Annotated in this window: 25 protein-coding genes; 11 read left to right on the forward strand and 14 right to left on the reverse strand. The window is 65.1% G+C overall.

The features are described 5' to 3' along the window. Positions 1-34: 34 nt before the first annotated feature. Together purL and GC146_RS05690 are read right to left on the reverse strand one after the other, a co-directional pair. A complete protein-coding gene (gene purL, locus GC146_RS05685; RefSeq protein WP_291835554.1) occupies positions 35-2194 on the reverse strand; it encodes a phosphoribosylformylglycinamidine synthase subunit PurL in 2160 nt (719 codons plus the stop codon). Between the two features lie 269 nt (positions 2195-2463). Then, positions 2464-3378 (reverse strand): LysR family transcriptional regulator, encoded by a 915-nt coding sequence (locus GC146_RS05690; protein ID WP_291835780.1) that lies wholly within the window; start codon positions 3376-3378, stop codon positions 2464-2466. A gap of 160 nt (positions 3379-3538) precedes the next feature. On the opposite strand from GC146_RS05690, the gene GC146_RS05695 reads away from it, so the two are divergent. The 10 genes from GC146_RS05695 (at position 3539) to GC146_RS05740 (ending at position 14040) form a co-directional block, all read left to right on the forward strand. After that, positions 3539-6955, forward strand: a complete 3417-nt coding sequence (locus GC146_RS05695; protein WP_291835557.1) for an indolepyruvate ferredoxin oxidoreductase family protein — start codon at positions 3539-3541, stop codon at positions 6953-6955. 97 nt (positions 6956-7052) lie between these two features. Next, positions 7053-7955: a lysophospholipid acyltransferase family protein gene (locus tag GC146_RS05700; RefSeq protein WP_291835560.1), complete on the forward strand. Its 903-nt coding sequence runs from the start codon at positions 7053-7055 to the stop codon at positions 7953-7955. Further along, positions 7933-8745: an aspartate/glutamate racemase family protein gene (locus GC146_RS05705; RefSeq protein ID WP_291835563.1), complete on the forward strand. Its 813-nt coding sequence runs from the start codon at positions 7933-7935 to the stop codon at positions 8743-8745. The genes GC146_RS05700 and GC146_RS05705 overlap by 23 nt, the downstream gene beginning before the upstream one ends. Positions 8746-8807: 62 nt before the next feature. Beyond that, complete coding sequence (ccmE, locus tag GC146_RS05710; RefSeq protein WP_291835566.1) at positions 8808-9281, forward strand: cytochrome c maturation protein CcmE; 474 nt, start codon at positions 8808-8810, stop codon at positions 9279-9281. Between the two features lie 44 nt (positions 9282-9325). After that, complete coding sequence (locus GC146_RS05715) at positions 9326-9937, forward strand: holin-associated N-acetylmuramidase (RefSeq protein WP_291835567.1); 612 nt, start codon at positions 9326-9328, stop codon at positions 9935-9937. Continuing rightward, positions 9928-10491 carry a holin family protein gene (locus tag GC146_RS05720; protein WP_291835570.1) on the forward strand — a complete coding sequence of 188 codons (564 nt, stop codon included), beginning with the start codon at positions 9928-9930 and terminating at the stop codon, positions 10489-10491. The genes GC146_RS05715 and GC146_RS05720 overlap by 10 nt, the downstream gene beginning before the upstream one ends. Next, complete coding sequence (locus tag GC146_RS05725) at positions 10484-10684, forward strand: pseudouridine synthase (RefSeq protein ID WP_291835573.1); 201 nt, start codon at positions 10484-10486, stop codon at positions 10682-10684. Before GC146_RS05720 ends, GC146_RS05725 begins: the two co-directional genes overlap by 8 nt. Before the next feature lie 70 nt (positions 10685-10754). After that, positions 10755-12731: a heme lyase CcmF/NrfE family subunit gene (locus GC146_RS05730; protein ID WP_291835576.1), complete on the forward strand. Its 1977-nt coding sequence runs from the start codon at positions 10755-10757 to the stop codon at positions 12729-12731. Beyond that, complete coding sequence (locus GC146_RS05735; RefSeq protein ID WP_291835579.1) at positions 12728-13198, forward strand: cytochrome c-type biogenesis protein; 471 nt, start codon at positions 12728-12730, stop codon at positions 13196-13198. The genes GC146_RS05730 and GC146_RS05735 overlap by 4 nt, the downstream gene beginning before the upstream one ends. Before the next feature lie 65 nt (positions 13199-13263). Further along, complete coding sequence (locus GC146_RS05740; RefSeq protein ID WP_291835581.1) at positions 13264-14040, forward strand: enoyl-CoA hydratase-related protein; 777 nt, start codon at positions 13264-13266, stop codon at positions 14038-14040. A 25-nt stretch (positions 14041-14065) separates the two neighbouring features. Here GC146_RS05740 and nirK read toward each other — a convergent pair whose 3' ends face one another. The 5 genes from nirK to gltX form a co-directional block, all read right to left on the reverse strand. Next, positions 14066-15265: a copper-containing nitrite reductase gene (nirK, locus tag GC146_RS05745; RefSeq protein WP_291835584.1), complete on the reverse strand. Its 1200-nt coding sequence runs from the start codon at positions 15263-15265 to the stop codon at positions 14066-14068. Between the two features lie 47 nt (positions 15266-15312). Further along, positions 15313-15744: a pseudoazurin gene (locus GC146_RS05750; RefSeq protein ID WP_291835587.1), complete on the reverse strand. Its 432-nt coding sequence runs from the start codon at positions 15742-15744 to the stop codon at positions 15313-15315. Between the two features lie 136 nt (positions 15745-15880). Next, positions 15881-16432, reverse strand: coding sequence for a GNAT family N-acetyltransferase (locus GC146_RS05755; protein ID WP_291835591.1), 552 nt, complete (start codon positions 16430-16432; stop codon positions 15881-15883). Beyond that, positions 16389-17684: a citrate synthase gene (locus GC146_RS05760; RefSeq protein WP_291835595.1), complete on the reverse strand. Its 1296-nt coding sequence runs from the start codon at positions 17682-17684 to the stop codon at positions 16389-16391. The genes GC146_RS05755 and GC146_RS05760 overlap by 44 nt, the downstream gene beginning before the upstream one ends. A 98-nt stretch (positions 17685-17782) precedes the next feature. Further along, positions 17783-19213, reverse strand: a complete 1431-nt coding sequence (gene gltX, locus GC146_RS05765; protein WP_291835597.1) for a glutamate--tRNA ligase — start codon at positions 19211-19213, stop codon at positions 17783-17785. An 80-nt stretch (positions 19214-19293) separates the two neighbouring features. Here gltX and GC146_RS05770 point away from each other — a divergent pair, with 80 nt between their 5' ends. Beyond that, positions 19294-21324 (forward strand): ComEC/Rec2 family competence protein, encoded by a 2031-nt coding sequence (locus GC146_RS05770; RefSeq protein ID WP_291835600.1) that lies wholly within the window; start codon positions 19294-19296, stop codon positions 21322-21324. A gap of 8 nt (positions 21325-21332) precedes the next feature. Here GC146_RS05770 and lexA read toward each other — a convergent pair whose 3' ends face one another. From lexA to GC146_RS05805, 7 genes are all read right to left on the reverse strand, one after another. Then, positions 21333-22040: a transcriptional repressor LexA gene (lexA, locus tag GC146_RS05775; protein WP_291835603.1), complete on the reverse strand. Its 708-nt coding sequence runs from the start codon at positions 22038-22040 to the stop codon at positions 21333-21335. Between the two features lie 72 nt (positions 22041-22112). Further along, positions 22113-23282, reverse strand: coding sequence for a gephyrin-like molybdotransferase Glp (gene glp, locus GC146_RS05780; protein ID WP_291835605.1), 1170 nt, complete (start codon positions 23280-23282; stop codon positions 22113-22115). Then, positions 23279-23764, reverse strand: coding sequence for a cyclic pyranopterin monophosphate synthase MoaC (moaC, locus tag GC146_RS05785; protein ID WP_291835608.1), 486 nt, complete (start codon positions 23762-23764; stop codon positions 23279-23281). The genes glp and moaC overlap by 4 nt, the downstream gene beginning before the upstream one ends. Next, positions 23764-24573: an indole-3-glycerol phosphate synthase TrpC gene (trpC, locus tag GC146_RS05790; protein ID WP_291835611.1), complete on the reverse strand. Its 810-nt coding sequence runs from the start codon at positions 24571-24573 to the stop codon at positions 23764-23766. Before trpC ends, moaC begins: the two co-directional genes overlap by 1 nt. 123 nt (positions 24574-24696) lie before the next feature. Further along, positions 24697-25338: a uracil-DNA glycosylase gene (locus GC146_RS05795; RefSeq protein ID WP_291835614.1), complete on the reverse strand. Its 642-nt coding sequence runs from the start codon at positions 25336-25338 to the stop codon at positions 24697-24699. Further along, positions 25335-26351, reverse strand: coding sequence for an anthranilate phosphoribosyltransferase (gene trpD, locus GC146_RS05800; protein WP_291835617.1), 1017 nt, complete (start codon positions 26349-26351; stop codon positions 25335-25337). The genes GC146_RS05795 and trpD overlap by 4 nt, the downstream gene beginning before the upstream one ends. Next, positions 26348-26929, reverse strand: coding sequence for an aminodeoxychorismate/anthranilate synthase component II (locus GC146_RS05805; protein ID WP_291835619.1), 582 nt, complete (start codon positions 26927-26929; stop codon positions 26348-26350). Before GC146_RS05805 ends, trpD begins: the two co-directional genes overlap by 4 nt. Positions 26930-26977 lie beyond the last annotated feature (48 nt).

The raw sequence follows: 26977 nt of genomic DNA on the forward strand, positions 1-26977 counted from the left end.
CCCGGGAGTATTTGAAGCCAGAAGAAGGGGTTGGTTAGCCCACTGCGGTTTCGAAGGCCGTGCGGTAGAGCGTGACAAGATCGGCCATCGGCGCCTCGTTGTGGCCGAAGCGCGCGGTATCCCCGCCCAAGCGCCCGACCGTGGCAAGCGGCAGGCCCGCGCGACCGGCGGCCGCCATCAGCGCCTCGGCCGCATCGAAATCGGTGGCGATCAGGTAGCGCGCCTGGTCCTCACCGAAAAGTTGGGCGGTGTCGTCGCTGTCGAGTGCAAAGCCAAGCCCTGCCGCCTCGGCCATCTCGAAGGCGGCCAACGCGAGGCCACCATCAGACAGATCGGTGCAGGCGGCGATCAACGCGGCATTGTCGCGGATGAACTCGCCATGTGCCTTCTCGGCGGCAAGGTCGACCGGTGGCGGTGCGCCTTCGGCCCGGTGAAACACCTCCGAAAGCAGGGCGGATTGGCCCAGATGGCCCTTGGTCTGACCCAACAGCAGCATCAGGTCGCCGTCGCGGGCGGGGCCGGCGATGAAATCCTCGGCACTGGCGATCAGGCCCGCGGCGCCGATCGTGGGCGTCGGTAGGATCGCCCGACCATCAGTCTCGTTATAAAGCGAAACGTTGCCCGACACGATTGGCATGTCGAGGATTTGCACCGCCTCTCCGATCCCTTTGATCGCGCCGACAAGCTGCCCCATGATTGCCGGCTTTTCGGGGTTGCCGAAATTGAGGTTATCGGTCGAGGCAAGCGGCCGGGCTCCGACAGCGCACAGGTTGCGAAACGCCTCGGCCACAGCCTGTTTGCCGCCTTCAACCGGATCTGCCTGCACGTAGCGCGGTGTCACGTCCGAGGTAAATGCCAGCATCTTGGCCGTGCCGTGCACCCGGATCACCCCGGCGCCAAGGCCCGGTGCGCGCACCGTGTCGCCCATGACTTGTGCATCATATTGCTCGAAGACCCATTGCTTGGCGGCGTAGTTCGGGCTGCCGATCAGTGCGCGCAACCCGTCGACCGGGTCGATGCGTGGCACTTCGCCAAGGGTGGCGGGGGCAGGCGTGGGCACCCAAGGCCGGTCATATTCGGGCGCGTTGCCCGACAACGCCTTGAGCGGAAGGTCGGCTTTCACGGAATTGCCGTGCATCACGATGAACCGGTCTTCGGCGATCGTCTCGCCGACGATGGCAAAGTCGAGGTCCCATTTGGCGAACACGGCCTTGGCCTCGGCCTCTTTCTCGGGACGCAGGACCATCAGCATGCGTTCCTGACTTTCTGACAGCATCATCTCGTAGGCGGTCATGTTCTCTTCGCGCACCGGCACGCGGTCGAGGTCGAGACGGATGCCCAAGTCGCCCTTGTCGCCCATCTCGACGGCCGAGCAGGTCAGGCCCGCCGCGCCCATGTCCTGGATCGAGATGACGGCGCCGGTTGCCATCAACTCCATGCAGGCTTCCATCAGCCGTTTCTCGGTGAAGGGGTCGCCGACCTGCACGGTCGGGCGCTTTTCCTCGATGGTGTCGTCAAATTCGGCGCTGGCCATGGTCGCGCCGCCCACGCCATCGCGCCCGGTCTTGGCGCCAAGATAGACCACCGGCATGCCCACGCCCGAGGCCGCCGAATAGAAGATGGCGTCGCTGTTTGCGAGGCCGGCGGCGAATGCATTGACAAGGCAGTTGCCGTCATAGGCCGGATCAAAGCGCACTTCGCCCGCGATCGTGGGCACGCCGAAGCAGTTACCATAGCCGCCCACGCCCGCGACCACGCCGGCCACCAAAGACCGGGTCTTTGGATGGGAGGGCTGGCCGAAGCCAAGCGAATTCATCGCGGCCACGGGACGGGCCCCCATCGTGAAGACATCGCGCAGGATGCCACCAACGCCTGTCGCGGCACCCTGGTACGGTTCGATGTAGGAGGGGTGATTGTGGCTTTCCATCTTGAAGACGAGGGCCTGACCATCGCCGATATCGACAACGCCGGCATTCTCGCCGGGGCCGCAAATGACCTGCGGTCCGGTCGTGGGCAGGGTTCGCAGCCATTTCTTCGACGACTTGTAGGAACAATGCTCGTTCCACATGGCCGAGAAGATACCAAGCTCGGTGAAGGTCGGCGTGCGACCGATGATGTCGAGAATGCGCTGGTATTCGTCGGGCTTGAGGCCATGGGCGGCAATCAAGTCGTCGGTGATCTCAGGCGCGTCCATCGGCATGTCCCCCAAAGCCCCGCAAAGATGGGGCCGTCATAGGGGAAAGGTGGCGCGGGTGGAAGGTGCACGGGGCCCGTCTGGGCTTGCCGCAAACAAAAAAAGGCCGGGCAGAAGCCCGGCCCAAGTCCAACAGGGAGGTATGAAGATGATGCGCCAATCGGCAACAACCCCTTCGATTGATCAATTAGGCTGCACTTGCAGCACGATCAAGCCGCCCGGCCCACCGCATGGCACAAACCGGCCATGCGCCGGGTGCATGGCTGCGCTCAACTCCCGCTAAAGCTGAGTTGGTCGCGGATCCGGCGGCGATGCGCGATGACCTCATCCTGAACGAAATCGCGGAAGGCGGCGACCCGCTTGGATTGGCGCAATTCTTCAGGATAGGCCAAGAAAACAGGCACTTCGCCGGATTCGATATCAGGCAGAACCCGGATCAGGGCAGGGAAATCCTCGGTGATGTAATCGGGCAGGACACCCACGCCGAGGTTCGAAAGTACCGCCTGCAACGCGCCGAAGTAGTTGTTGACGGTCAGTAGGCTGGGGATGTCGTAGGTCATCAGGTGTTGCACAAGGGTCGCACCTGCGGCCACCTGAAACGATGTCGGGCTTTGGCAAATCAGGCGGTGCCCGGTGATGTCGGAGATGTCGCGCAACGGCAGGCGGTCGGCCAGATAGGCCTCGGTTGCGTAAAGGCGCATCCTTACGCTCATCAGCTTCTTGCGGATCAGGTCGGCCTGGCTTGGTTCCTTCATGCGGATGGCGACATCGGCCTCGCGCATCGGCAGATCAAGCACGCGCTCTTCCAGCATGAGGTCGATCTTGAGGTCTGGATATTGCTCGTAAAGCTTGGGCAGGCGCGGGGCGAGCCAGAGTGTGCCAAAGGCCGTGGTCGTCGTCACCTTCAACTCGCCAAAGACCTCTTCCTCGCTGTCGCGAATGCGCGCCGCCGCCGCTTCCAGCCGCTTGTTCATCGAGCGCGTGGCGTCGAACAGCAACTCGCCTTGTTCGGTGAGAATCAGTCCACGGGCATGGCGGTGAAACAGCGTGGTGTTGAGCTGTTCTTCCAGTGCGCGGATCTGCCTGCTGACGGCTGACTGGCTGAGGTGCAGCGAATCCCCGGCATGCGTCAGGCTGCCCGCATCGGCCACCGCGTGAAAGATTCGCAACTTGTCCCAGTCCATCATGACCGATGTGCCCTTCCGTTACCGCCAACAAAGACCGATCCTTACCCGCGTCACTATGCGGGAATCAAACGCATCTGTCAGAGTTTTGTGACTTTGTAGGTCAGCAATTTTGACCTATAATGACAGTGAATGGGCATGACGCAAGGGGAGGTGCGCAATGGGCCGGCCGGAAATCACCCTGCATGACCGCTACGATCTGACGAAATCTCCGGTGCTGCTGAACGGCACGCAGGCCTTGGTGCGTCTGATGCTGATGCAGCGCGCGCGCGACGCGAGGGCGGGACTGAACACAGCCGGTCTTGTCACCGGCTATCGCGGGTCACCGCTTGGTGCGGTCGACCAGCAGATGCAAAAGGCGCAGGCCGATCTGCAGGCCGCGCAGGTCACCTTCCTGCCGGGCCTGAACGAAGACCTTGCCGCGACCGCCCTTTGGGGCAGCCAGCAGGCCGAACTGCGGGGCGAGGGGCGGTATGATGGGGTCTTTGGCCTCTGGTACGGCAAGGGGCCGGGAGTCGACCGTTCGGGCGACGTGATGCGGCATGCCAACATGGCCGGCACCTCGCCGCTGGGCGGGGTCGTGATGGCGATGGGCGACGACCATACCGGCGAAAGCTCGACCACGCTGCACCAGTCGGACTGGGCGATGGTTGATGCCTACATGCCCATCGTCAGCCCCGCGGGCGTGCAGGAAATTCTCGACTACGGCCTTTACGCCTTTGCGCTGTCGCGCTTCGCAGGCGTCTGGGTAGGGCTGAAGACGATGAAGGACACCGTCGAGGCCACGAGCGTCGTCGATGGTGATCCGGATCGGCTAAGCTTCATCACCCCCGAATTCGACATGCCCGAGGGCGGGTTGAACATCCGCCTCGTCGACACGCCCGTCGCGCAAGAGGCGCGGATGATCGATTACAAGCGTTTCGCGGCCGAGGCGTTTTCACGCGCCAACCGAATGGACCGGCGCGTCTGGGGCAAGCCCGGCGCGCGGATCGGGCTGGTGGCGGCGGGCAAGAACTGGCTCGACCTTGTCCATGCGCTGCAATTGCTGGGGCTGGACGCAGCCGAGGCCGAACGGCTGGGCATCACGACCTACAAGGTCGGGCAGGTCTGGCCGCTTGACATGGCAACGTTCCACGAATGGGCCGAGGGGCTGGACCTGATCATCGTGGTCGAGGAAAAGCGCAAGCTGATCGAGGTGCAGGTCAAGGAGGCGCTGTTCGACGACCGCAACGGGCGCCGTGTTTATGGCTGGCACAAGGGCGATGAGCATTCCGAGGGCCGGCGTGAGGAACTTTTCCCGACGCGCTACGCGCTCGACCCGCTCTGGATCGCCGAGAAGGTGGGCGGTGTTCTGCTGGAAGAAGGTTGCGATACCAGTGGTATACGTGCCGGACTTGATGCGATTTCTAGCGCGCGCAAGGCCGACAACGCGCCCGAGATCGCGGCGCGGCTGCCCTATTTCTGCTCGGGCTGCCCGCACAACACCTCGACGAAGCTGCCCGAGGGCGCACGCGCTTATGCGGGCATCGGCTGCCATTACATGGTGCAGTGGATGGACCGCGACACGGTCGGCTTCACCCAGATGGGCGGCGAGGGCGCGAACTGGGTTGGCGAGGCGCCATTTTCGACCCGTGACCATGTGTTCCAGAACCTCGGTGACGGCACCTACAACCACTCGGGCGTGCAGGCGATCCGTTTCGCGCTGAGCGCGGGCACTAACATCACCTACAAGATCCTGTTCAACGATGCCGTGGCGATGACCGGCGGACAGATGAACGAGGGCGGGCTGACCCCCGACCGGATCTGCCGGGAATTGCTGGCGATGGGCGTTGAAAACGTGGCCCTCGTCTATGATGAAAAGGAAGACGTCGATCTTTCGGCCTATCCTTCCGAGGTCACCCGCGACCCGCGCGAAAACCTGCTGACGGTCGAAGATAGGCTAAGCAAGGTCAACGGTGTATCGGCCATTGTTTATGTTCAGACCTGCGCCGCCGAGAAGCGTCGCCGGCGCAAGCGCGGCCAGTTTCCCGACCCTGACCGCCGGGTCTTCATCAATACCGATGTCTGCGAGGGCTGCGGCGATTGCGGGGTGCAGTCGAACTGCGTCTCGATCGTGCCGGTGGAAACCGAACTTGGCCGTAAGCGCGCCATCGACCAGTCGTCCTGCAACAAGGATTTCTCCTGCGTGAACGGGTTCTGTCCGTCCTTCGTCACCATCGAAGGGGCAAAGCTGCGCAAGCAGGCCACCGCGCAGATTGATCTGCCGGACATGCCCTTGCCCGAGCTGCCTGCGATCAACGGCACGCATAACGTGGTCATCACCGGCGTGGGCGGCACCGGTGTGGTGACCATCGGCGCGGTCATGGCGATGGCCGCGCACCTTGATGGCAAGGGCGCGGGCATGATGGAGATGGCCGGCCTCGCGCAGAAGGGCGGCGCGGTGCATATCCATTGCCGCCTCGCCGAGAAACCGAACGATATCAGTGCCATCCGGGTTGCCACCGGCGAATGTGATACGCTGATCGGGGGCGATCTGGTTGTCAGCGCCGGGTCAAAGACGCTGGGCCTGATGGCCGCCGGCCGTACCCGCGGCGTGGTCAACAGCCACGAGATCATCACCGGCGAGTTCACCCGCAACACCGCGTTCACGCTGCCAGTGGATCGGCTGGTGCTGTCGCTGCAGGCGCGGCTGAAGGACGGGCTGACGCTGTTTGATGCCTCGGCGCTGGCGACGGTGTTGCTGGGCGATTCGATCTATTCCAACATGATGCTTTTCGGTGCTGCGTGGCAGAAGGGCCTTGTCCCGCTCAGCCACGAGGCGATCAGCCAGGCGATCGAGCTGAACGGTGCAGCGGTCGAGGACAATGCACGAGCCTTCGAGCTTGGTCGCTGGGCCGCGCTGCATCCGGATGCCGCGACGAAATTGCTTCAGCCCACCGTCGCGGCCCTACCGAAGACGACGGACGGGGCCATCGCGTATCGCGCCGACCATCTTGTCGCTTATCAGGGCAAGCGGCTGGCGCGAAAATACCGCGCGGCGGTTGCACGCTTCAACGATCCCGAGCTGCGCGATGCCGTCTCAAGATCGTATCACAAGCTGTTGGCTTACAAAGATGAATACGAAGTCGCCCGCCTGTTGATGCAAACCCGCGCGAAGGCGGGCGAGGCGTTTGACGGCGACCTGAAACTGACCTTCCGCCTAGCCCCGCCGATCTTTTCCCGCGAGGGCGCCGATGGACGGCCGAAGAAACGCGCCTTTGGCCCATGGATGGAACGCGCGCTGCCTTGGCTGGCCCGCGGCAAGGTTCTGCGCGGCACGCCGCTGGATCCCTTCGGGCGCAGCGAGGAGAGGCGCACCGAACGCGCACTGATCCGCGACTTCGAGGCGGATATGGACTTGATTCTCTCCGTCACGGACCCAGCACTAAGCGAGGCGCGGCTGGCCTTGGCGGCGCTCCCCCAGCAGATCCGCGGCTTTGGCCCGGTCAAGGCCGCAGCGGTCAAGAAGGCTGCCGCCCGCCGCGCGGAATTACGCGCCGTACTGCAGTCAGGCGGGGTCCGGGCCGCGGCGGAGTGACCAAATTGTCATCCGGTTTACATCCGGTTGTGATCTTGACGTCACGCTGCGGCATGCGAAAGGGTCGCAGGGCAAAAGGAGGCAGGTCGGGCGAGGCATGAGCGAAAGACAGATCGCGCGCGATATCACCTACGCGGCGTCGGCCCAGACACGGGGCGGGCGGGCGATGATCCGGGTGATGGAAAACGTCACCGGCCGTCTGAGGCTGATCCGCAAGGCAAAAGGCTATGCCGAGGAAGTCGCCGAAGGTCGTGACTTCTGGCAGGTCATCACCGACCGTTACGGCCTGACGCTCGATGTCATCGGCGGCAGCCTGCAGAACATCCCCGCGACCGGGCCCGTCGTCGTGGTGGCCAATCACCCTTACGGTATTCTGGATGGCCTGATGATGGGCCGTATCCTGTCCGAACGCCGCGGTGGCAGCTTCAAGGTGCTGGCACACAAGGTGTTTCGCAATTCGCCCGATCTGGAGAAGGTGATCCTGCCGATCTCGTTCGACGAAACGAAGGAAGCGGCGAGAGAGAACCTTGAAACCCGGTCCGAGGCGCTGAATTACCTTAGCGAGGGCGGTGCGATCGGGATCTTTCCCGGCGGCACGGTCAGCACCGCGGCCAAGCCTTTTGCCCCGCCGATGGACCCGAGCTGGCGAAACTTCACCGCCAAGATGGTCGCCAAATCCGGCGCAACAGTGGTGCCCATCTTCTTTGACGGGGCCAACAGCCGCCTGTTCCAGCTGGCTAGCCACCTGCATTTCACGCTGCGGATGGGCATGCTGATCCGCGAGTTCAAGGCGCGTGTCGGCAGCCCGGTGCGCGTGGTCATCGGTGAGCCGATTCCCGCTGAATCGCTCGCGGCTTACCGGGGCGACCCGAAGGCAATGATGGATTTCCTGCGCCGCGCGACCTATGCCCTGAGTCCGGTCCCCGTTGAGGCCAACCGGCTGGGGCATGAATTCGAGGAAAAATACAAGGTGCGCGATGGCAGTCGGAATCTTCGATAGCGGGTTGGGCGGCCTGACGGTGCTGGACGCCGTCGAAAAGCGTCTGCCCGAGGTGCCTTTCGTCTATTTTGGCGACAACGCGCATGCGCCCTATGGCGTGCGCACGGCCGATGACATCTTCAACCTGACATGTGCGGCCACCGAACGGCTGTGGGACGCGGGTTGCGATCTGGTAATCCTGGCCTGCAATACGGCCAGCGCGGCGGCGTTACGCCGGATGCAGGAAAGCTGGATTCCCCCGGGCAAGCGCGTGCTGGGCGTCTTTGTCCCGTTGATCGAGGCGTTGACCGAACGGCAATGGGGCGACAACAGCCCCCCTCGTGAGGTCACGGTCAAGCATGTCGCGCTGTTCGCGACCCCTGCCACGGTACGTAGTCGCGCATTCCAGCGCGAACTTGCCTTCCGCGCTGTTGGCGTCGATGTCGAGGCGCAGGCCTGCGGCGGTGTTGTCGATGCTATCGAAGATGGCGACATGATCCTTGCCGAGGCGCTGGTACGCAGCCATGTCGACGCGCTGCGCCGCAAGATGCCCGAACCCGATGCGGCGGTTCTGGGCTGCACGCATTACCCGCTGATGCAAAGCGTGTTCGAGGACGCACTTGGGCCGCAAGTCAAGGTGTTCAGCCAAGCCAACCTGGTTGCCGAAAGCCTGGCCGATTATCTGGCCCGCCGTCCGGAAATGATCGGGCAGGGCACTGAACGGCTGTTTCTGACGACTGGCGATCCGCGCAAGGTATCCGACCGCGCCACGCAGTTTCTGCGGCGGCAAATGACATTCACGTCCGCCTGAAGCAAGGTTGCCGCGGACCGCGGGGCGGCATATGTGAGTTTTGGTAAAGTGGAGCGTGACCGATGGCCGGGTTGAAGGGACTGCGCAAGCGCAGGCGCGTGCAGATCGTTGCAGTGGCTGCCGTGGCGTTGACGCTGTCGACCGCACTGATCGGCTATGCGATGCGCGATGGCATCTCCTTTTTCCGCTCGCCTAGTCAGCTTGTCGCCAATCCGCCGCCGCCGTCAGAGGTCTTCCGCGTTGGCGGTCTGGTAAAGACTGGCACGCTTGACCATTCCACAGACCCGCAATTCACCTTCGAAGTAACCGATGGCGGCGCGGATATTCCCGTCAAGTACGTCGGCACAGATCTGCCGCCGGACCTCTTCAACGAGGGCGAGGGGACGGTGGCCACCGGGCGCTACGTTGACGGCGTGTTTCTTGCCACCAGCCTGCTGGCCAAGCATGACGAGAAATACATGCCCAAGGAAGTGATCGACGCGCTGAAGAAACAGGGTGTCTACGTTCCACCGAGCGATCAGTCAGCGTCGAATTAACCCCGATTTCGCAGGCTTGCCCCGCTGCAACAAGGGGGCAAGCCATGCAGAGCGTCCACGACATCGCCACCGAGATTGTCGCCCGCGAGGGCGGCTATGCCAATGATCCGGCCGATCCGGGCGGTCCCACCAATCACGGCGTGACGCTGGCCACGCTGCGCGGTCTCGCGCTGGACCTCAACCGTGACGGCAAGGTCGACGTGGCCGACTTGCGCCGTCTGACACCTGCACAGGCCACCGACATCTTCGTGCGCGACTATTTCGAGCGTCCGGGCATCGGCACATTGCCCGAGCCGCTGCAGCCCTCGGTTTTCGACATGTACGTCAATGCGGGTGCCAACGCGGTCAAGATCCTGCAGCGGCTCTTGTGTGACATGCGCATCCCGGTCACCGTCGACGGGCTGATCGGCCCACAGACGTCCGCCGCAGCCGCAAAAGCCCAGGCGGCGGCGCCTGCCTACCTCGTCGATGCCTACGGAATCGCCCGTCGGAATTACTATTATGCGCTGGCCGACGCGCGCCCGGCCAGCCGCAAGTATTGCCGCACACGAGCGGGCGGCAAGGGCGGCTGGATCCTGCGCGCCGAGGCGTTCATTTCGCCAAAATATCGTCTGACGGATGCCGAACATGCCGCGAGGGTCGCCGCATGGGCCTGATCGGGAAAATCGTGGCACTGCTCTTCGGCAACGGCCGCAACGTGATTGCAGAGACCGTCGGTGCGTTTCGGCCCAATGCCGAAGCGCAGGCCGCCCGCGCCGCGGAAGGCCAGGACAAAGCGCTGGCCCAGTTCGCGGCCGAGTTCGCCAAGCCTCAGACCGGCCTGTTCGATCGCCTGATCGACGGGCTGAACCGCCTGCCGCGGCCGCTTCTGGCCTTTGGCACATTGGGCCTTTTCGTTTCCGCGATGGTGGACCCGATCTGGTTTGCCAGCCGGATGCAGGGCATTGCCCTCGTGCCCGAACCGCTGTGGTGGCTGATGGGCGCGATCGTCAGCTTCTATTTCGGGGCGCGCTACCAGACCAAGGCGCAGGATTTCCAGCGGTCGGTCGTCGGCTCGCTGCAAGCGGCGGGCGAGGTGACACGCAATCTGCGCGCGCTTGATGCACTGGGAGCAGGGGCCGCGGCTGCGCAGCAGGCCGATCCAGTCAACGCCCCGGTGGCCGATCCCAACCCGGCCCTGCAGGATTGGAGGGCAGCCGCCAATGGATGAATGGGCCCGCGGGATCGAGACGCGTCTGGCCGCGCTGGAGACACGCAAGGCGGTGGACGAGGTTCACCAGCTTAACGTCCAGACCCGGCTGGGCAATATCGAGGATGTGTTGAAATGGCTGGTGCGCCTGATCATCGGCACGATGACAATGGCGGTCCTCGCCTATGCCCTGAAAGATGGCCTTTCAATTTAGGCGGCCCGCTGCGTCACAATATCGCTTCGAATTGATTGGGCTTGCCCCGCTTCTAGGCTAGAACCGGGGCATGATTACAGAGCTTGGACATTTCGCGCTGATTCTCGGCTTCGCCACTGCCATCGTGCAGATGGTGGTGCCGATGGTGGGGGCGCACAAGGGCTGGCGCGGCTGGATGGCCATCGCCGACCCGGCTGCAACAACGCAACTCATTCTCGTGGGCTTTTCGTTTGCCACGCTGACATGGGCCTTCGTGACATCTGATTTCTCGCTGCGGCTGGTGGTGATGAACTCGCACAGCCTCAAGCCGATGCTCTACAAGATCGCCGGCGTCTGGGGTAACCACGAGGGCTCCATGCTGCTTTGGCTGTTGATCCTGTCGATCTTCGGCGCCGCTGTGGCCCTCTTTGGCGGGAACCTGCCGGCACCGCTGAAGGCCCGCGTGCTGGCGGTGCAGGCCAGCATCGGCGTGGCCTTTTACGGCTTCATCCTGTTCACCTCCAATCCGTTCCTGCGGCTGGCGATGCCGCCGATGGACGGGCAGGGGATGAACCCGCTTCTGCAGGATCCCGGCCTCGCCTTCCACCCGCCGTTTCTCTACCTCGGCTATGTCGGCCTGAGCATGTCGTTCAGCTTTGCCGTCGCGGCGCTGATCGAGGGGCGGGTCGATGCCGCCTGGGCGCGCTGGGTGCGGCCGTGGACCTTGGCGGCATGGATTTTTCTGACCATCGGCATCGCGATGGGGTCTTGGTGGGCCTATTACGAGCTGGGCTGGGGCGGCTTCTGGTTCTGGGACCCGGTCGAGAATGCAAGTTTCATGCCGTGGCTGATCGCGGCGGCATTGCTGCATTCCGCCGTCGTCGTGGAAAAACGCGAAAGCCTGAAAAGCTGGACAGTGCTGCTGGCGATCCTCGCCTTCGGCTTCTCGTTGCTGGGGACGTTCATCGTACGCTCTGGCGTGTTGACCTCGGTTCACGCCTTCGCCAACGACCCCAAGCGCGGGATCGTGATTCTCGTGCTGCTGCTGGTCTTCATCGGCGGTGCGCTGACGCTGTTCGCCGCGCGTGGTCCGGCGCTTGAGGCACGCGGCGCCTTCGGGCTGGTCAGCCGTGAAAGCGGGCTGTTATTGAACAACATCCTGCTGGCAGTCGCGGCTTTCGTGGTGTTCGTGGGCACGCTCTGGCCGCTATTTGCAGAGGTGGCACTGGGCAAGGTCCTGTCGGTGGGGCCGCCATTCTTCAACGCGGCATTTACCCCCTTCATGATGGCGCTGGCGCTGGTGCTGCCCGTGGGCTCGATGCTGGCGTGGAAGCGCGGGTCGCTGGCGCGCAACATGCGCAGCCTTGGCCCGATCATGATTCTGGCCATCGCGGTCGGCGCGCTGGTCTTTGCCATGCAGACCGGGCATTCGGCGCTGGGCCCGGTGGGCGTGGCGCTGGGACTGTGGGTTGTGCTTGGTGCGCTGGATGACCTGATATTGCGCGGCGGACGTGGGCGCATCGCCGACCGTCTGAAACGCCTGCGCAGGCTGCCCCGGGCCGATTGGGGCAAGGCGGTGGCCCATGCGGGCCTTGGCGTGACGGTATTCGGTGTGGCTGCCGTTCTTGCGTGGCAGACCGAAGATATCCGGACCGTCCATGCGGGCGAAACCTATGATGTCGGCGCCTACCAGATCACGATGGAAGGTGTGAACCGCAAGAACGGGCCCAACTACATCACCAACATGGCGGACATGACCGTGCGCCGTGACGGGCAGGTGATTGACGTGCTGCATCCCGAGAAACGCTTCTACCCCGTCGCCAACATGCCGACGACAGAGGCCGCGATCCGCACCGGCGCGCTGCGCGACCTTTACATCGCCATTGGTGATGAGCAGCAGGGCGGTGGTTGGGCTGTACGTACCTATGTCAAACCCTTCGTCGTTTGGATCTGGGCGGGTGCGCTGCTGATGGCCCTTGGCGGGGTCCTGTCGCTGAGCGACCGGCGGCTGCGCGTGGCCGCTGGCGCGGCACGCCGCACTACACCCGGCGCGGTGCCCGCCGAATGATGCGTGCGCTGATCCTCGTTCTGGCGCTTCTGGCGGGGCCGGCTTTTGCCGTGCAGCCCGACGAGATGCTCAAGGACCCGGCGCTGGAGGCGCGGGCGCGCGAAATCTCGTCCCAGCTGCGCTGCCCGGTCTGCCTCAACGAATCGATCGACGATTCGAACGCCACCGTCTCGCGTGATTTGCGGCTGCGGGTGCGCGATCTGCTGAAAGAAGGCCTGACCAACCAGCAGGTGATCGACTATCTGGTTTACGGCAAGCCGGGCGAGTTCGCGGGATTTGGCGAATTCATCCTGATGGACCCGCCCAAGCGCGGCGCAAATCTTATCCTCTGGCTGGCCGCACCCACGATGCTGATCTTGGGGCTGGGGCTGGGCTACGCGGTGATCCGTCGTCGCCGCAATGCCGCGGGGCCCGAGGCGCTGAGCACCGACGAAGAGGCACGGCTGCAGGAAATCCTGCGTTCGTGACGCGCGGTTCCGCTGGCCTTGCGCCGGCGCGTGGCTAGGCTGGCCCCGACAGAGAGGGGGCGGTCATGACCTACCAGACCATCACGTACGAGCTTGCCGACGATATCGCGGTAATCACGCTGAACCGTCCGGCGGTGATGAACGCGCTGAACTCGGTCATGCGGCCTGAAATCACCGCGGCCGTGACGCGGGCGGGGGCCGAAGCACGGGTGCTGGTGTTGACGGGTGCCAGCCCGGCCTTCTGCTCGGGGCAGGATCTGGCAGATCCTGCACTTGGTCCCGATCTTGATATGGAGGGTGTGCTGAACGGGGAATACGTGCCGATGCTGCGCGCGATCTTCGACAGCCCGATCCCCACCATTGCCGCCGTCAATGGCACTGCGGCCGGGGCAGGCGCAAACCTTGCGCTGGCCTGCGACGTGGTGATCGCTTCGGAGGCTGCCGATTTCATTCAGGCCTTCAGCCGGATCGGGCTGATCCCCGATGCGGGTGGTACCTACTGGCTGCCGCGGCAAGTGGGCGCGGCAAGGGCCATGGGGGCAGCGCTTTTCGCAGGCAAGGTGACCGGACGACAGGCCGCCGACTGGGGCATGATCTGGGAGGCTGTGCCCGATGCGGACTTCGCCGCCCATTGGCGAAGCCGGGCCCGCCACCTCGCCACGGGTCCAACCGTTGCCTATCGCCATCTCAAGACGGCATTGCGCGCCTCGTCCGAGAATACACTGGAGGCGCAACTGGCGCTTGAAGCGCGGTTGCAGGGCCTTTGCGGCGAGACCGAGGATTTCCGCGAAGGCGTGGCGGCGTTTCTGGAAAAACGCCCGGCGCGATACGCCGGGCGTTAAGGCCTTCAGGCCGGGTCGCTTCTGGTCAGGCGCGGATCGGGCGCGGTTTGGCCACCTGTTCCATCAGGTCGTTGTTCCAGGTGCCATCCACCTGAAAATGCGCAGTGGCGCCCAGCAGGACGGCCTCGATCAGGTTGTGATTGAGATAGGCGTAAAGCCCCGGCTGCTTGAACGTGTACATCGCCGCCCCGGCCGATCCGTCCCGGATGAACCATGTTTCGAACCCGGTCTGGGGCGCGTCGGAAAAACTTCCGCTTTCCCAGACATATTCGCCATGCCCGCCGATCAGGTGCGGACGGGTGTCACGGTTGGCCTGCGCGTGGATGATCAGCACGGTCTTGCCCACGGCCGAGGTGATGACGTTGTCGCCGGTCAGCGCGCCCACCGCGCCGTTGAAAACCACATGGGTCGGGATGAGGCCCCGCATCGCGTCGAGGCTGTCGCTATAGTCCTCGCCCGCGCTTTCATATTGCACGTAGTCGCCATTGGCATCCTTGGGCAGGTAGAACTCCTGTTCGCCGATATAGACCGCCTGGTCGTAGCGCAGCGGGTTGCCGGCGGCATCCTTCAGCCCGTCGCGCGGCAGCACCATCACGGCCCCGCTCATGCCGTGGCAGACGTGATAGGGGATCATCTCGCCGCCCGGAGCGCAGTGATAGACGAAGACGCCGGGCTTGATCGCCTTCCAGCGCAGCACCACCTCTTCGCCCGGCAGGACGTGGGTCAGCCCGCCGCCGCCCAAGGCACCCGTCGACGCGTGAAAGTCGATATTGTGTTCCAGCATGTTGGTCTCGGGGTTGACCAGCGTCAGTTCGACATAGTCGCCCTCGTGGCAAACGATCATCGGGCCGGGGAGCGAGCCGTTATAGGTGAAGGCCCAGATCGTCCCGCCATTGTCGGGGTCGATCGTGACCAGCTTTTCTTCGACGGTCATCGTCACCTCGATGATCTTGGGCTCGTCCGTGGCAACCTGTTCGTGCGCGGGCAGCATCGGCGGGGCGACCAGCACTTGTTTGACGCGCGGCAGTTGCGACAGGTCGGGCGTGGTGACCTCGTCGGCCACGTTGATCAGGCCAGCGGGGCCTGCGCCGGCGGCTTGCGGCGGCACGGCCGTGCTCGCGCGCAGCGCCTCGGAGGTTGCGATAATCGCGCCGGCAGAGGTTGCCGCGCCCAGAAGCACGGTCCGGCGGGAGGGAAGGTCGTTCAGTTTGTCATGGTCTGACATGGCACTGTCCTTTCATGGACTGTCGTAAGGGCCGCGTTGCACCGCGGTCAGTTGAAGGTGGCGAGGTCTGCCTCGAAGCGTTGCATCGCCTTGGGGGGAATGCGGCCCGACAGGAAATCGGCCGGCACGGCGGCGTCGCCCACGCGGATGACACCGACCATTCCCATCGCGAAATGAGGTACGCACTTGACCCCGTAAAAGCCCGGCTCGGTGAAAGTGACGTCAAGATCCTTACCGATCTGACCCTTAAAATCGGCCGCACCTTCTGGCGCCATCCCCGAGATCAGTTCCACGTTGTGGCCACGGTCGGCGGCCACGAAATGCACGGTATCGCCGACGGCGATGCTGATCGTCGCAGGTTCGAACACCATCAACCCGGCCTCGCCGCGGTTGAGCATCCTGACCTCGTAGGTCTCCGCCTTCACTGCCGTGGCGCCCAGCGCCAAGGCCATGAACGAAATGAGGAAAGGGAGTTTCATCGTCAGTATCCTTTATTCCGACTGATTTAGTCGGGGATACCTTTGAAGCCGGACGAGGCCTGAAACCTTGATCGAGATCAAAGTCCGACAAAAACGCTAGGAAATCTTTGCGGGGGCATTGTCGCCTTGCGGCGGGTCAGCCGGCCACGAGGTTTTCCGGCCGCGCAAGGGCAAGGTACACACTGTCGACCCACTCGCCCTCGATGCAGAAGGTGCGCGTCGCACGATGCGTTTCGGCAAAACCCAAGGCGCGCAAGAGGCCTAGTGAAGCCTCGTTGCGGGGGTCAACGTCAGCGGTCAGAAAAGGCACATCGGATGCCTGCCACAGGAACGGAAGAACCGCCTCCATCGCCTCGCGCATGATGCCTTGCCGCCAATGATCGGGGTGCAGAAGAAATCCCACCTCGGGGAGGCGCCAAGCACCCGCCTTGCCAATAACGATTCCGTCGCGCTCGATCAGGAAATCGGTGACGGGCTGGCGCGACAACATGCTGTCAAGCCAGGCCGCCGTGGTTTTCAGGTCGGGATGCGGTGGCGTAGACCAGTAGCGCATCGCGCACGGGTCGCGCAGGATGGCGTGCAGGGCCGGCAGATCGTCGACCCTGGCCGGGCGCAGCAGCAGCCGCGCCGTGCGCAGGATCGGCTCAGCGATTTTCGATCTCGACGTAATCGCGCGCGGTCTCGCCAAGGTAGAGTTGGCGCGGACGGCCGATTTTCAACTGCGGATCGGCCAGTTGTTCCTTCCACTGCGAGATCCAGCCAACCGTGCGCGCCACGGCGAAGATCGGCGTGAACATCGAGGTCGGGAAGCCCATCGCATCAAGGATGATGCCCGAGTAGAAATCGACGTTCGGGTACAGCTTCTTCTCGATGAAGTAGGAGTCTTCCAGCGCGATCTTTTCCAGTTCCTTGGCAACCTGCAGCGTCGGGTTATCGTGGATACCCAGCAGGTCCAGCACCTCATCGGCGGACTGTTTCATCACCGTCGCGCGCGGGTCGAAGTTCTTGTAAACGCGGTGGCCAAAGCCCATCAAGCGGAACGGATCATTCTTGTCCTTGGCGCGCGCGATGAACTCGGGGATGCGGTCCACGGTGCCGATCTCGCGCAGCATCTCAAGGCAGGCTTGGTTGGCGCCGCCATGCGCGGGCCCCCAGAGGCAGGCAATGCCCGCGGCGATACAGGCGAACGGGTTCGCGCCCGAGGACGAGGCCAGCCGCACCGTCGAGGTCGAGGCGTTCTGTTCGTGATCGGCGTGCAGGGTGAAGATGCGGTCCATCGCACGGGCCAGGACCGGGTCCACGTGGTATTCCTCGGCGGGCACGGCAAAGCACATGTGCAGGAAATTGGCAGCAAAGCTAAGGTCGTTGCGCGGATAAACGAAGGGCTGACCGATCGAATACTTGTAGGCCATCGCCGCAATCGTCGGCATCTTGGCAATCAGACGGTGCGAGGCGATCTCGCGCTGATTCTCGTCGTTGATATCAGTCGAGTCGTGGTAGAACGCGCTCATCGCGCCGACCACACCGACCATCGTCGCCATCGGATGCGCATCCCGCCGGAATCCCCGGAAGAAGTTGTGCATCTGCTCGTGGATCATGGTGTGGCGGGTCAAAAGCCGCTCGAACTTTTCCAGCTCGTCAGCCTTGGGCAGGTAGCCGTAAAGCAGCACGAAGCAGACTTCGAGATAGTGCGACTTCTCGGCAAGTTGCCCGATCGGGTAGCCGCGGTGCAGCAATTCGCCCTTGTCACCATCGATATAGGTGATGGTCGAGTCGCAGGATGCGGTCGAGGTAAAGCCCGGATCGTAGGTAAAGACGCCCGCCTCGGCATAAAGCTTGCGAATGTCGATCACGTCCGGCCCGGCGGTCGGCGAATGAACGGGCAATTCATAGGATTTGCCGTCAATGGTCAGCGTCGCGGTCTTGGTCGGTTCGGCCATGGTCCATCCCTCAGTGTTGCGCCACGTGGCCGCCGGCCCGCAGCATTTTCTTGTCAGGCACCCGAAGGATCATGCCGCCACAGTCGTGACGCTTCCGTTCAGACGCCTTCCTCCATCGCATCCTGCAAGCGCGCGACAGTCTCGTCACGGCCCAGGACAATCATCATGTCGAACACACTCGGAGACACGGTGCGACCCGCCAGCGCTGCCCGCAAGGGCCCTGCCATCTTGCCGAACTTGACGCCGTGCGTCTCTGCCACGGCGTTTGCAACCCGCTCCAGCGTCTCGCGGTTCCAGCTAGCATTTTGCAGGTGCGGCGTCAAATCCGCGATGAGGGTGCGCGCCTCTGCGGTCAGCGCAGCCGCTGCGGCATCGTCGCGCGAAACTGGGCGTTCCGTCAGGACGAACCGTGCTTTTTCAATAAGTTCCGGGAAAGTCTTCGCGCGTTCTTTGAGGCAGAACATGGCCGTCAACAACCCGTCTTGCTGCCGCTGCGTCAGCGCCGGCGCACCGGTTGCCTGAAGAAAAGCGCGCAATTCATGCAGCAGCGCAGCATCGTCGCTGGCAGCAATGTGCTGGCCACAGAGGTTTTCCAACTTCTTGACATCGAAGCGAGCTGGCGCCTTGCCGATGCCCGACAGGTCGAACCACTCCTTAGCCTGCGCATCGGTAAAGAACTCGTCGTCGCCATGGCTCCAGCCCAGCCGCGTGAGGTAGTTGCGCATGCCGGCCGCCGGATAGCCCATCGCCTGGTAATCGGCAGCCGCGGTGGCGCCGTGGCGCTTGGACAGTTTCTTGCCATCGGGGCCGAAGATCAGCGGGATATGGGCCATCACCGGTACGTCCCAGCCCATCGCGTCGTAGATCATCTTTTGCCGGAAGGCGTTGGTCAGGTGATCGTCGCCGCGGATGATGTGGGTCACGCCCATGTCATGGTCATCGACCACGACTGCCAGCATGTAGACCGGCGTGCCGTCCGAGCGCAGCATCACCATGTCATCCAGCTGTTCGTTGGCCAGCGTCACCGCGCCCTGCACGGCATCGTGGATGGTCGTCGCACCCTCGCGCGGGGCCTTGATGCGGATGGCAAAGGGCTGGTCGGGATGGGTCGCGGGGTCCGCGTCGCGCCAGGGCGAGCGAAACAGGGTCGAGCGTTTCTCGGCCTCGGCCTGCGCGCGGAACGCCTCGATTTCCTCGGGCGTGGAAAAGCACTTGTAGGCTTTGCCGGCGGCCAGCAATTCATGTGCGACGGCGGCATGTCGGTCCAGACCCGCGGCCTGGCTGAGCGGCGCGCCGTCCCAGTCGAGGCCCAGCCAGCGCAGGCCGGCGAGGATCTTGTCTGTGTTCTCCGGGGTCGAACGGGCGCGGTCGGTATCCTCGATGCGCAACAGGAACTTGCCACCCCGCCCGCGCGCGTAAAGCCAGTTGAACAGCGCCGTCCGTGCGCCGCCGATATGCAGCGCGCCGGTCGGCGAGGGGGCAAAACGGGTGACGACGGGGCGCGCTGTGGTCGGGGCGGGCGAGGACATCGCGGGTTAACCTTTCGTTCACCAAGATGGCGCTAGGCTGCGCACGCACGGGGGATACTAAGCCGGGAGACCAAGGACAAGTGCGCCCGCTTGCCTCTATCGCCGATGGGCTGCTGGCACAGCGGGGGCACCTGTTCGTGTGGGTTCCGGTCTGTCTTGGTGTCGGTGTCGGAATCTACTTCGGCCTGCGGGCCGAGCCGGACTGGCGCATCTGGATGGGTCTTGGGCTTCTGGCCGCTCTTTGTATTGGCGCGGCGCGACTTGCCGGGCCGGCCTTTGCGCCGCTGCCACTCGGGCTGATGCTGGTAAGCGCGGGTGTGGGGCTGGCCGGGCTGCGTGCGCATTTGCTGGCGGCACCGGTCCTTTCGTACCGCTACTACGGCGCGATCGAGGGGCGGATCATCGCGATCGACCGGTCAGCCTCGGACGCCGTGCGGTTGACGCTGGATCAGGTTGTCTTGGACCATGTGCCGCCCGCGCGAACACCTCTGAAGGTGAGGGTCTCGCTGCACGGCGCGCAAGACTGGCTCGATCCCGCGCCGGGGCAGGTGGTGGGGCTGACCGGGCATCTGTCGCCGCCCGCCGGCCCGGTTGAACCCGGCGGGTTCGACTACCGGCGCACCGCGTGGTTCGACCGGATCGGCGCTGTGGGGTATACCCGCAGTCCGGCGGTGCTGCTTCGCCCGCCCGCTGGCGGGGTCGATTTGTGGCTGTTCCGGCAGCGTTTGGCAGTATCGAAGGCCGTCGCTTCCACTTTGCCGGGGCAGGTCGGGGCCTTTGCCGCCGCGCTGATGACCGGGGACAGGGCTGGCCTGTCGCAGCAGGTTCTGACCGACATGCGCGCGGCGAACCTTGCGCATCTTCTGGCGATCTCGGGGCTGCACATGGGGCTGCTTACGGCCTTTGTCTTTGGCGTCGTCCGGGCAGGGCTTGCGTTGATCAGGCCGCTTGCCCTGCGCTGGCCGGTCAAGAAGATCGCGGCGGTCGTCGCGCTGTTAACGGGCGCGGCCTATCTGGCCCTGTCAGGCGCCAGCGTGGCGACAGAGCGCGCCTTCGTCATGGTCGCCGTGGCGCTGGTCGCGGTGCTGCTCGACCGGCGTGCGCTGACCCTGAGGGCGGTTGCGATGGCGGCGACGATCATCCTCGTCCTGCGGCCCGAGGCGCTGGTAGGCCCCGGATTCCAGATGTCTTTTGCCGCCACGACCGCGCTTGTCGCGGGCTTCGGCCTGTTGTCCGGGCGTGAACTTCGGCTTGTGCCGCGCTGGGCGGCGCCTGTGATCACGGTCATCGCCTCGTCGTTGATCGCTGGTCTTGCCACGGCGCCCTTCGCCGCGGCGCATTTCAACCAGGTCTCGCATTACGGGCTGATCGCCAACCTTGCCGCCGTGCCGCTGATGGGGGTCTGGGTGATGCCTGCGGGCGTGCTGGCAGCCTGCCTTGCGCCCTTCGGCTTGGGTTGGGTGGGGCTGCGGATCATGGCGCCCGGGCTGGCATGGATCCTTGGTGTCGCGCACGAGGTGGCGCGCTGGCCGGGCGCGCTCGGCCATGTCGTGACGCCCGCGGGGCCGGTGCTGGCGCTGCTCAGCCTCGGATTTCTCTGGTTGATCCTCTGGCGCGGCAGGCCCCGTTGGGCGGGGTTTGTGCCGATGCTGCTAGCTGCCGTGCTCTGGGGCTTCAGTACGCGGCCTGCGCTGCTGGTCGCAGACAGCGGTGCGATGATGGGGGCAATGACAGCCGATGGCCGGGTTCTATCAAAGCCGCGCGGAGACAGTTTTTCCGCCCTTGCCTGGCTGGAGAATGACGGCGCACCAGTGCCACAGGACGTTGCGGCCGGGCGCGCTGGGTTGACGCGGGATGGCCGCGTCATTCGGGCCGCACTGCCCGGCGGCACGGTGCTTCTGGTCACGGGAAAGGTCGCGTTGGCGGCGCTGGATGGCTGCGGCGGCGCGGCTGTCTTGATCAGCAATCAGGTGGATGCCGGTCCGCGCCCGTGTATCGTCTACGACCTGTCGCGCCTGCGTCGCACCGGCGCGCTGGCCATTGACGCGTCGACGCCCCTCCGCATCGTCACGGCCAGCGAAGTGACCGGCCACAGGCCCTGGTCGCCCTGACATGCGGCTCAATAGGTGCGGATCAGCCCCACCAGCCGGCCTTGAACGCGCACCTGATCGTCGCGGTAAAGCCGGGTCTCATAGGCGGGGTTCGCGGCTTCCAAGGCAATCATGCCGTTCTGGCGGCGAAAGCGTTTCAGCGTCGCCTCGGCATCCTCGACAAGGGCCACGACGATATCGCCGTTGTCGGCCGTCGTGGCCTCGCGGATGACGACGATATCGCCATCATTGATTCCGGCCTCAATCATCGAATCGCCGCGCACTTCCAACGCGTAATGCTCGCCCTTGCCCAGCATCGCTTGCGGAACGGCCACCCGATGGGAAACTTCGGAAATTGCGGCAATCGGAACACCGGCGGCGATCCGGCCCATCACGTCCAGTTCCACCGCACCCGCAGCCTCGACTTGCAGGGCCGCGCGGGGCTGCGCGGGGTGCGGGGCAGGGCGGCTGCCCTCGACAATGCGCGGCGAAAACCGGGGTGCTACGGCCCTAGCCTGCATCGCCTCGGGCAATTTCACGATTTCCAGCGCGCGCGCCCGGTGCGCCAGTCGGCGGATGAACCCACGCTCTTCCAGCGCCGTGATCAGGCGGTGAATGCCGGATTTCGACCGCAGGTCCAGCGCTTCCTTCATCTCGTCAAACGAGGGCGGAACGCCGTCGCGCTGCACGCGGGCATGGATGAATTCCAGCAGGTCGAGCTGTTTGCGGGTCAGCATGGCGCACTCCTCGGGATGCCAACGTTTGGATTACGTTCTACGCATGTTCCCGTTTTGTGTCAACGCTTCCGCTTAAATGGGCAATATCTCGACCAAGTCACCGATGGCGCGCGCGGGGTCGTGCGGGGGGCGCATGACCAGGCAGTTGGCCGCGCTCAGCACGCTCAGCAGGGCGCTGTCCTGTCGCGCGAAGGGGGTGACGGTGTCGCCGTCGGTGCGCGCGCGCAGGAAATGCGTCCGCCCCCCATTGGCATCGAGATGTCCGCCAAGACGTGCAGGTTTGCGTGCCGCGGGGCCTGCCGGCAGTCCCTGCATCGCGCGCAGGACCGGCATCACGAAGACCTCGCCGCAGACCAGCGCCGAAACCGGGTTGCCCGGCAGGCCCACCATCATCGCGCCATCCATCCGCCCGGCCATCAGCGGCTTGCCCGGCCGCATGGCGACCTTGTGAAAGGCCAGGTCTATGCCGCGGGATTGGGCAACCTGCGCCACGATGTCATGATCGCCGACCGAGGCGCCGCCGATCGTCAGCACGAGGTCGGCCCCCGCGGCAAGGTCCAACACCACTCCCAGCGAGGCGGCATCGTCGCGCGCGATGGGCAGCAAGCGGGGCAGGGCGCCTTCGCGCGCCACCATCGCCGCCAGACCCAGTGCGTTCGAGGCGATGATCTGGTCGGGCCCGGGCGTTTCGCCTGGTGCCACAAGCTCGTTCCCGGTCGAGATGATGGCGACGCTTGGCCGCCGCGCGACAGGCACCGCAGGGATATTCATTGCCGCCAGCAGCGCGATATCCGCCGGCCCAAGCCGCCGGGGCGCCTGCAACAGGTCGCCCGCCGCGAAATCGCCGCCCGCCGGGCGGATATGCGGGCCGCCACCCACTTCGCCCAGCGTGATGACATCGCCCTCGCGCGTGACGTCCTCTTGCAGGACGATGCGGGTTGCGCCCGGCGGCACCGGCGCGCCGGTAAAGATGCGCACGGCCTGCCCGGCCGCCACCCGGCCGTCAAAGGCGCGGCCCGCCGCGGCCTCGCCCACGACCTGCAGGGTCGCACCCGGCCGGACCTCGGCGGCGATCACGGCATAACCGTCCATCGCGGAGGCATCGAAGGGGGGCTGCGTCAGCCGGGCGGCCTGGGGGTGCAGCAGCACGCGGCCACCGGCCTCGGCTAAAGGCACGGTTTCGGACTGCGGCGCAGGAACCAGCGCGAAAAGCCGCGCCAGCGCCTCCTCGACCGAGATCATGGCGCCTCGAAGCGGCCCGAGGCGCCGCCATCCTTCAGGACCACGCGAATGCCGCCAATGGCCATGTCGCGCTGTACCGCCTTGAGCATGTCGTAGATCGTCAGCGCGGCCACCGAAACGGCAGTCAGCGCCTCCATCTCGACGCCGGTTTGCCCGGTGGTGCGCACGGTCGCGCGGAGGCGCACGCCGGGAAGATCGACATCGGGGTCTAGCTCCAGCGCGACCTTGCTCAGCGGCAGGGGATGGCAAAGCGGGATCAGCGCGGCAGTCTGCTTTGCGCCCATGATGCCCGCGAGCCGCGCCGTGCCCAGCACATCGCCCTTTTCGGCGGTGCCTTCGGTGACCAGTGCCAGCGTTGCCGCGGTCATGGTCACATGGCCCTCGGCCACCGCGACGCGGTCGGTGACAGGCTTGGCCGTGACATCAACCATGTGCGCCTTGCCCGCGGCATCGAAATGGCTGAGCTTGCCCGCCCCGGCCATCACACGACGCCCGCGCGCAGCGGATTGGCCAGCAGGGTGCGGGTCGCCGCCGCGACGTCATCCTGCCGCATCAGGCTCTCCCCGATCAGGAAGGCGCGCGCGCCGTATTTCGCCATCGCAGCAAGGTCATCGGGCGTCGACAGCCCGCTTTCGGCCACGATCATGCGGTCGGCCGGCACCAGCTTGGCCAGCTTGCGCGTGGTGTCGAGCGTCGTCTCGAACGTGTGCAAGTTGCGGTTGTTGATGCCGATCAGGGGCGATTTCAGCAGCGCGGCGCGTCCCAGCTCGGCCGCGTCATGCACCTCGATCAGCACGTCCATGCGCCAGTCGTTCGCTGCCGCCTCAAGCTCGGCCGCCTGCGTATCGCTGACGGCGGCCATGATGATCAGGATGCAATCGGCCTGAAGCGCGCGGGCCTCGACCACCTGGTAGGGGTCGAACAGGAAATCCTTGCGCAGGCAGGGCAGGTCCACGGCATCATGCGCGGCGACGAGATATCTGTCATCGCCCTGGAACGAGGGGCCATCGGTCAGCACCGACAGGCAGGTCGCCCCGCCATCGGCATAGGCACGGGCCAGGGCGGGCGGATCGAAATCGGCGCGGATCAGGCCCTTGGAGGGGCTGGCCTTCTTGATTTCCGCGATCAGGCCATAGCCTTCGCGCGTGGCATCCATCAGCGCGCGGGCAAATCCGCGCACCGGGGCCGCGGCCTGGGCGCGGTCTTCCAGCACGGCAAGCGGCGTGGCGGCCTTGCAGGCGGCGATATGCTCCAGCTTGTAGGAGCGGATCTGATCGAGAATGGTTCCCATGCCCTAGACCTAGCCAAAAGGGGGGCGGAAAGGAAGGGGCGGCGCTGTCAGTCCGCGCGCGACGTCATTCAGATCATATAGAATATTTATTACAATGAGTTGCGCGCCATAATTCAGGCAAATTCACGCCCAGCGAATGGGCGGTTCGCCACGGTCCGCAAGCCAGCCGTTGACGCGCGAGAACGGGCGCGATCCGAAAAAGCCGCGATGGGCCGACAGCGGCGACGGATGGGCGCTGGCCACGACAAGGTGGTGCGGCGACAGGCCCCGCGCTGACTTCTGTGCTGGTCCGCCCCAAAGCAGGAAGGCTCGCGGCCGCGCGTCCAGCCTTGCCAGGACTTGCGCCACCAGCCTGCTCCAGCCCAGCCGCGCATGGGCGCCCGCCGCACCCTCGGGCACGCTGAGCGCGGTGTTGAGCAGCAGCACCCCCTGGTCGGCCCAGTCGCCAAGGTCGGTCGCCTTGCGCGAAACTTGAAGATCGTCGTGTAACTCCTTGAAAATGTTTCCAAGGCTGTCAAGGCGGCCGCCAAACCCGTTGGGGATGGAAAAGGCCAGCCCGTCGGCCTTGCCGGGCGTGTGGTAGGGATCCTGCCCGAGGATCACCACGCGCACGGCCTCTGGCTGGGTGCGTTCTAGCGCGTGAAACCGGCGGTCCTGCGGCGGATAGACGGGGCGATCCTCGGTGTCGAGCGCCTGCGCGATGCGCGGCCAGTCCTCGGTGAAAAACGGCAGATCGGCCCAGCCGCCCAGCCGCGAAAGGCTCATGCCCCTTGCGTCACGCGCGCCAGCGTCTCGACCGCCTTGCGCGCCTTGCCGCTGTCGATGCTTTCACGCGCCAGCGCCACGCCATCGGTCAGGCTCTCGGCCTTGCCCGCCACGACCAGCGCCGCGGCGGCGTTCATCAGCACCGCGTCGCGATAGGCCCCGGCGACACCCTCCAGCAGTGCCCGGAAGGCGGCGCCGTTCTCTTCGGGCGTGCCGCCAAGGATCGCCTCGAAGGGGTGCACCGGCAGGCCGGCATCCTCGGGGTGAACCTCCTGCAGCGTCACCCTCCCCTCGGCAAGGGCGGCGACATGGGTCAGGCCGCTGATGCTGATCTCGTCGGTGCCGTCCGCGCCATGCACCAGCCAGGCCGCCTCCGATCCCAGCGCCTTGAGCGTCAGCGCCATCGGCTCGATCAGGTCGCGCGAGAAGGCTCCGGTCAGCTGCCGTTTCACACCCGCCGGATTGGTCAGCGGGCCGAGGATGTTGAAGATCGTCCGCGTGCCCAGTTCGGCGCGGGTGGGCATGACATGCTTGATCGCCGGATGGTGCATCGGCGCCATCATGAAGCCGATCCCGGCCTCGGCCAGCCCGCGTTCCACTACGGCCGCCCCGACCATGACGTTGATGCCAAGCTGCCCCAGCGCATCGGCCGCGCCCGATTTCGACGACAGGTTGCGGTTGCCGTGCTTGGCCACCGGCACGCCCGCCCCGGCCACGACAAAGGCCGTGGCTGTCGAGATGTTCAGCGTGCCCTTGCCGTCGCCGCCCGTGCCCACGATGTCGATCGCGCCCGCGGGCGCCTTCACGGGGTTGCACTTGGCGCGCATCACCGCGGCGGCGGCGGCATATTCCTCGACCGTTTCGCCGCGCGTGCGCAGCGCCATCAGCAGGCCGCCGATCTGGCTGGGCGTCGCGTCGCCCTCGAACAGGATCTGGAACGCCTGTTCGGCCTGCGCGCGGGTCAGGGGGCCTTCGGCGGCGGCGTGGATCAGCGGTTTCAGCGCGTCGCTCATGCCGGCACCGGCATCATGTCGAGGAAGTTCTGCAACAGGGCATGACCGTGCTGGCTGGCAATGCTTTCGGGGTGGAACTGCACGCCCTGGATCGGCAAGTCGCGGTGCTGCAGGCCCATGATGGTGCCGTCCTCCAGCGCGGCCGTCACCTCCAGCACCGGCGGCAGGCTGGCCCGGTCGACGATCAGCGAATGATAACGCGTCGCCTCGAAGGGGCTGGGCAGGCCGCGAAACACGCCCGCGTTTTGGTGATGGATCAGGCCCATCTTGCCATGGACGATCTCGTGACAGCGCACGACCTTGCCGCCAAAGGCTTGCCCGATTGTCTGGTGGCCAAGGCAGACACCCAGAAGCGGCGTGCGCGTCTCGGCGGCGGCCTGCGTCAGGGCCAGACAGATGCCGGCCTGGTCCGGGTCGCAGGGGCCGGGCGACAGCACGATGCCCGCCGGCCGCATCGCCATGGCCTCCTGCACATCCAGCGCATCGTTGCGGCGCACGACAACCTCGGCCCCCAACTCGCCCAGGTAATGGACAAGATTGTAGGTAAAGCTGTCGTAATTATCGATCAGAAGCAGCATCGGCCTGTCCCGTCCGGGCAATTGGGGGCTACCGTCGCCCGGGCGGGA

It is taken from the genome of Limimaricola sp. (assembly GCF_016125575.1).
Lineage (GTDB): Bacteria > Pseudomonadota > Alphaproteobacteria > Rhodobacterales > Rhodobacteraceae > WGLM01.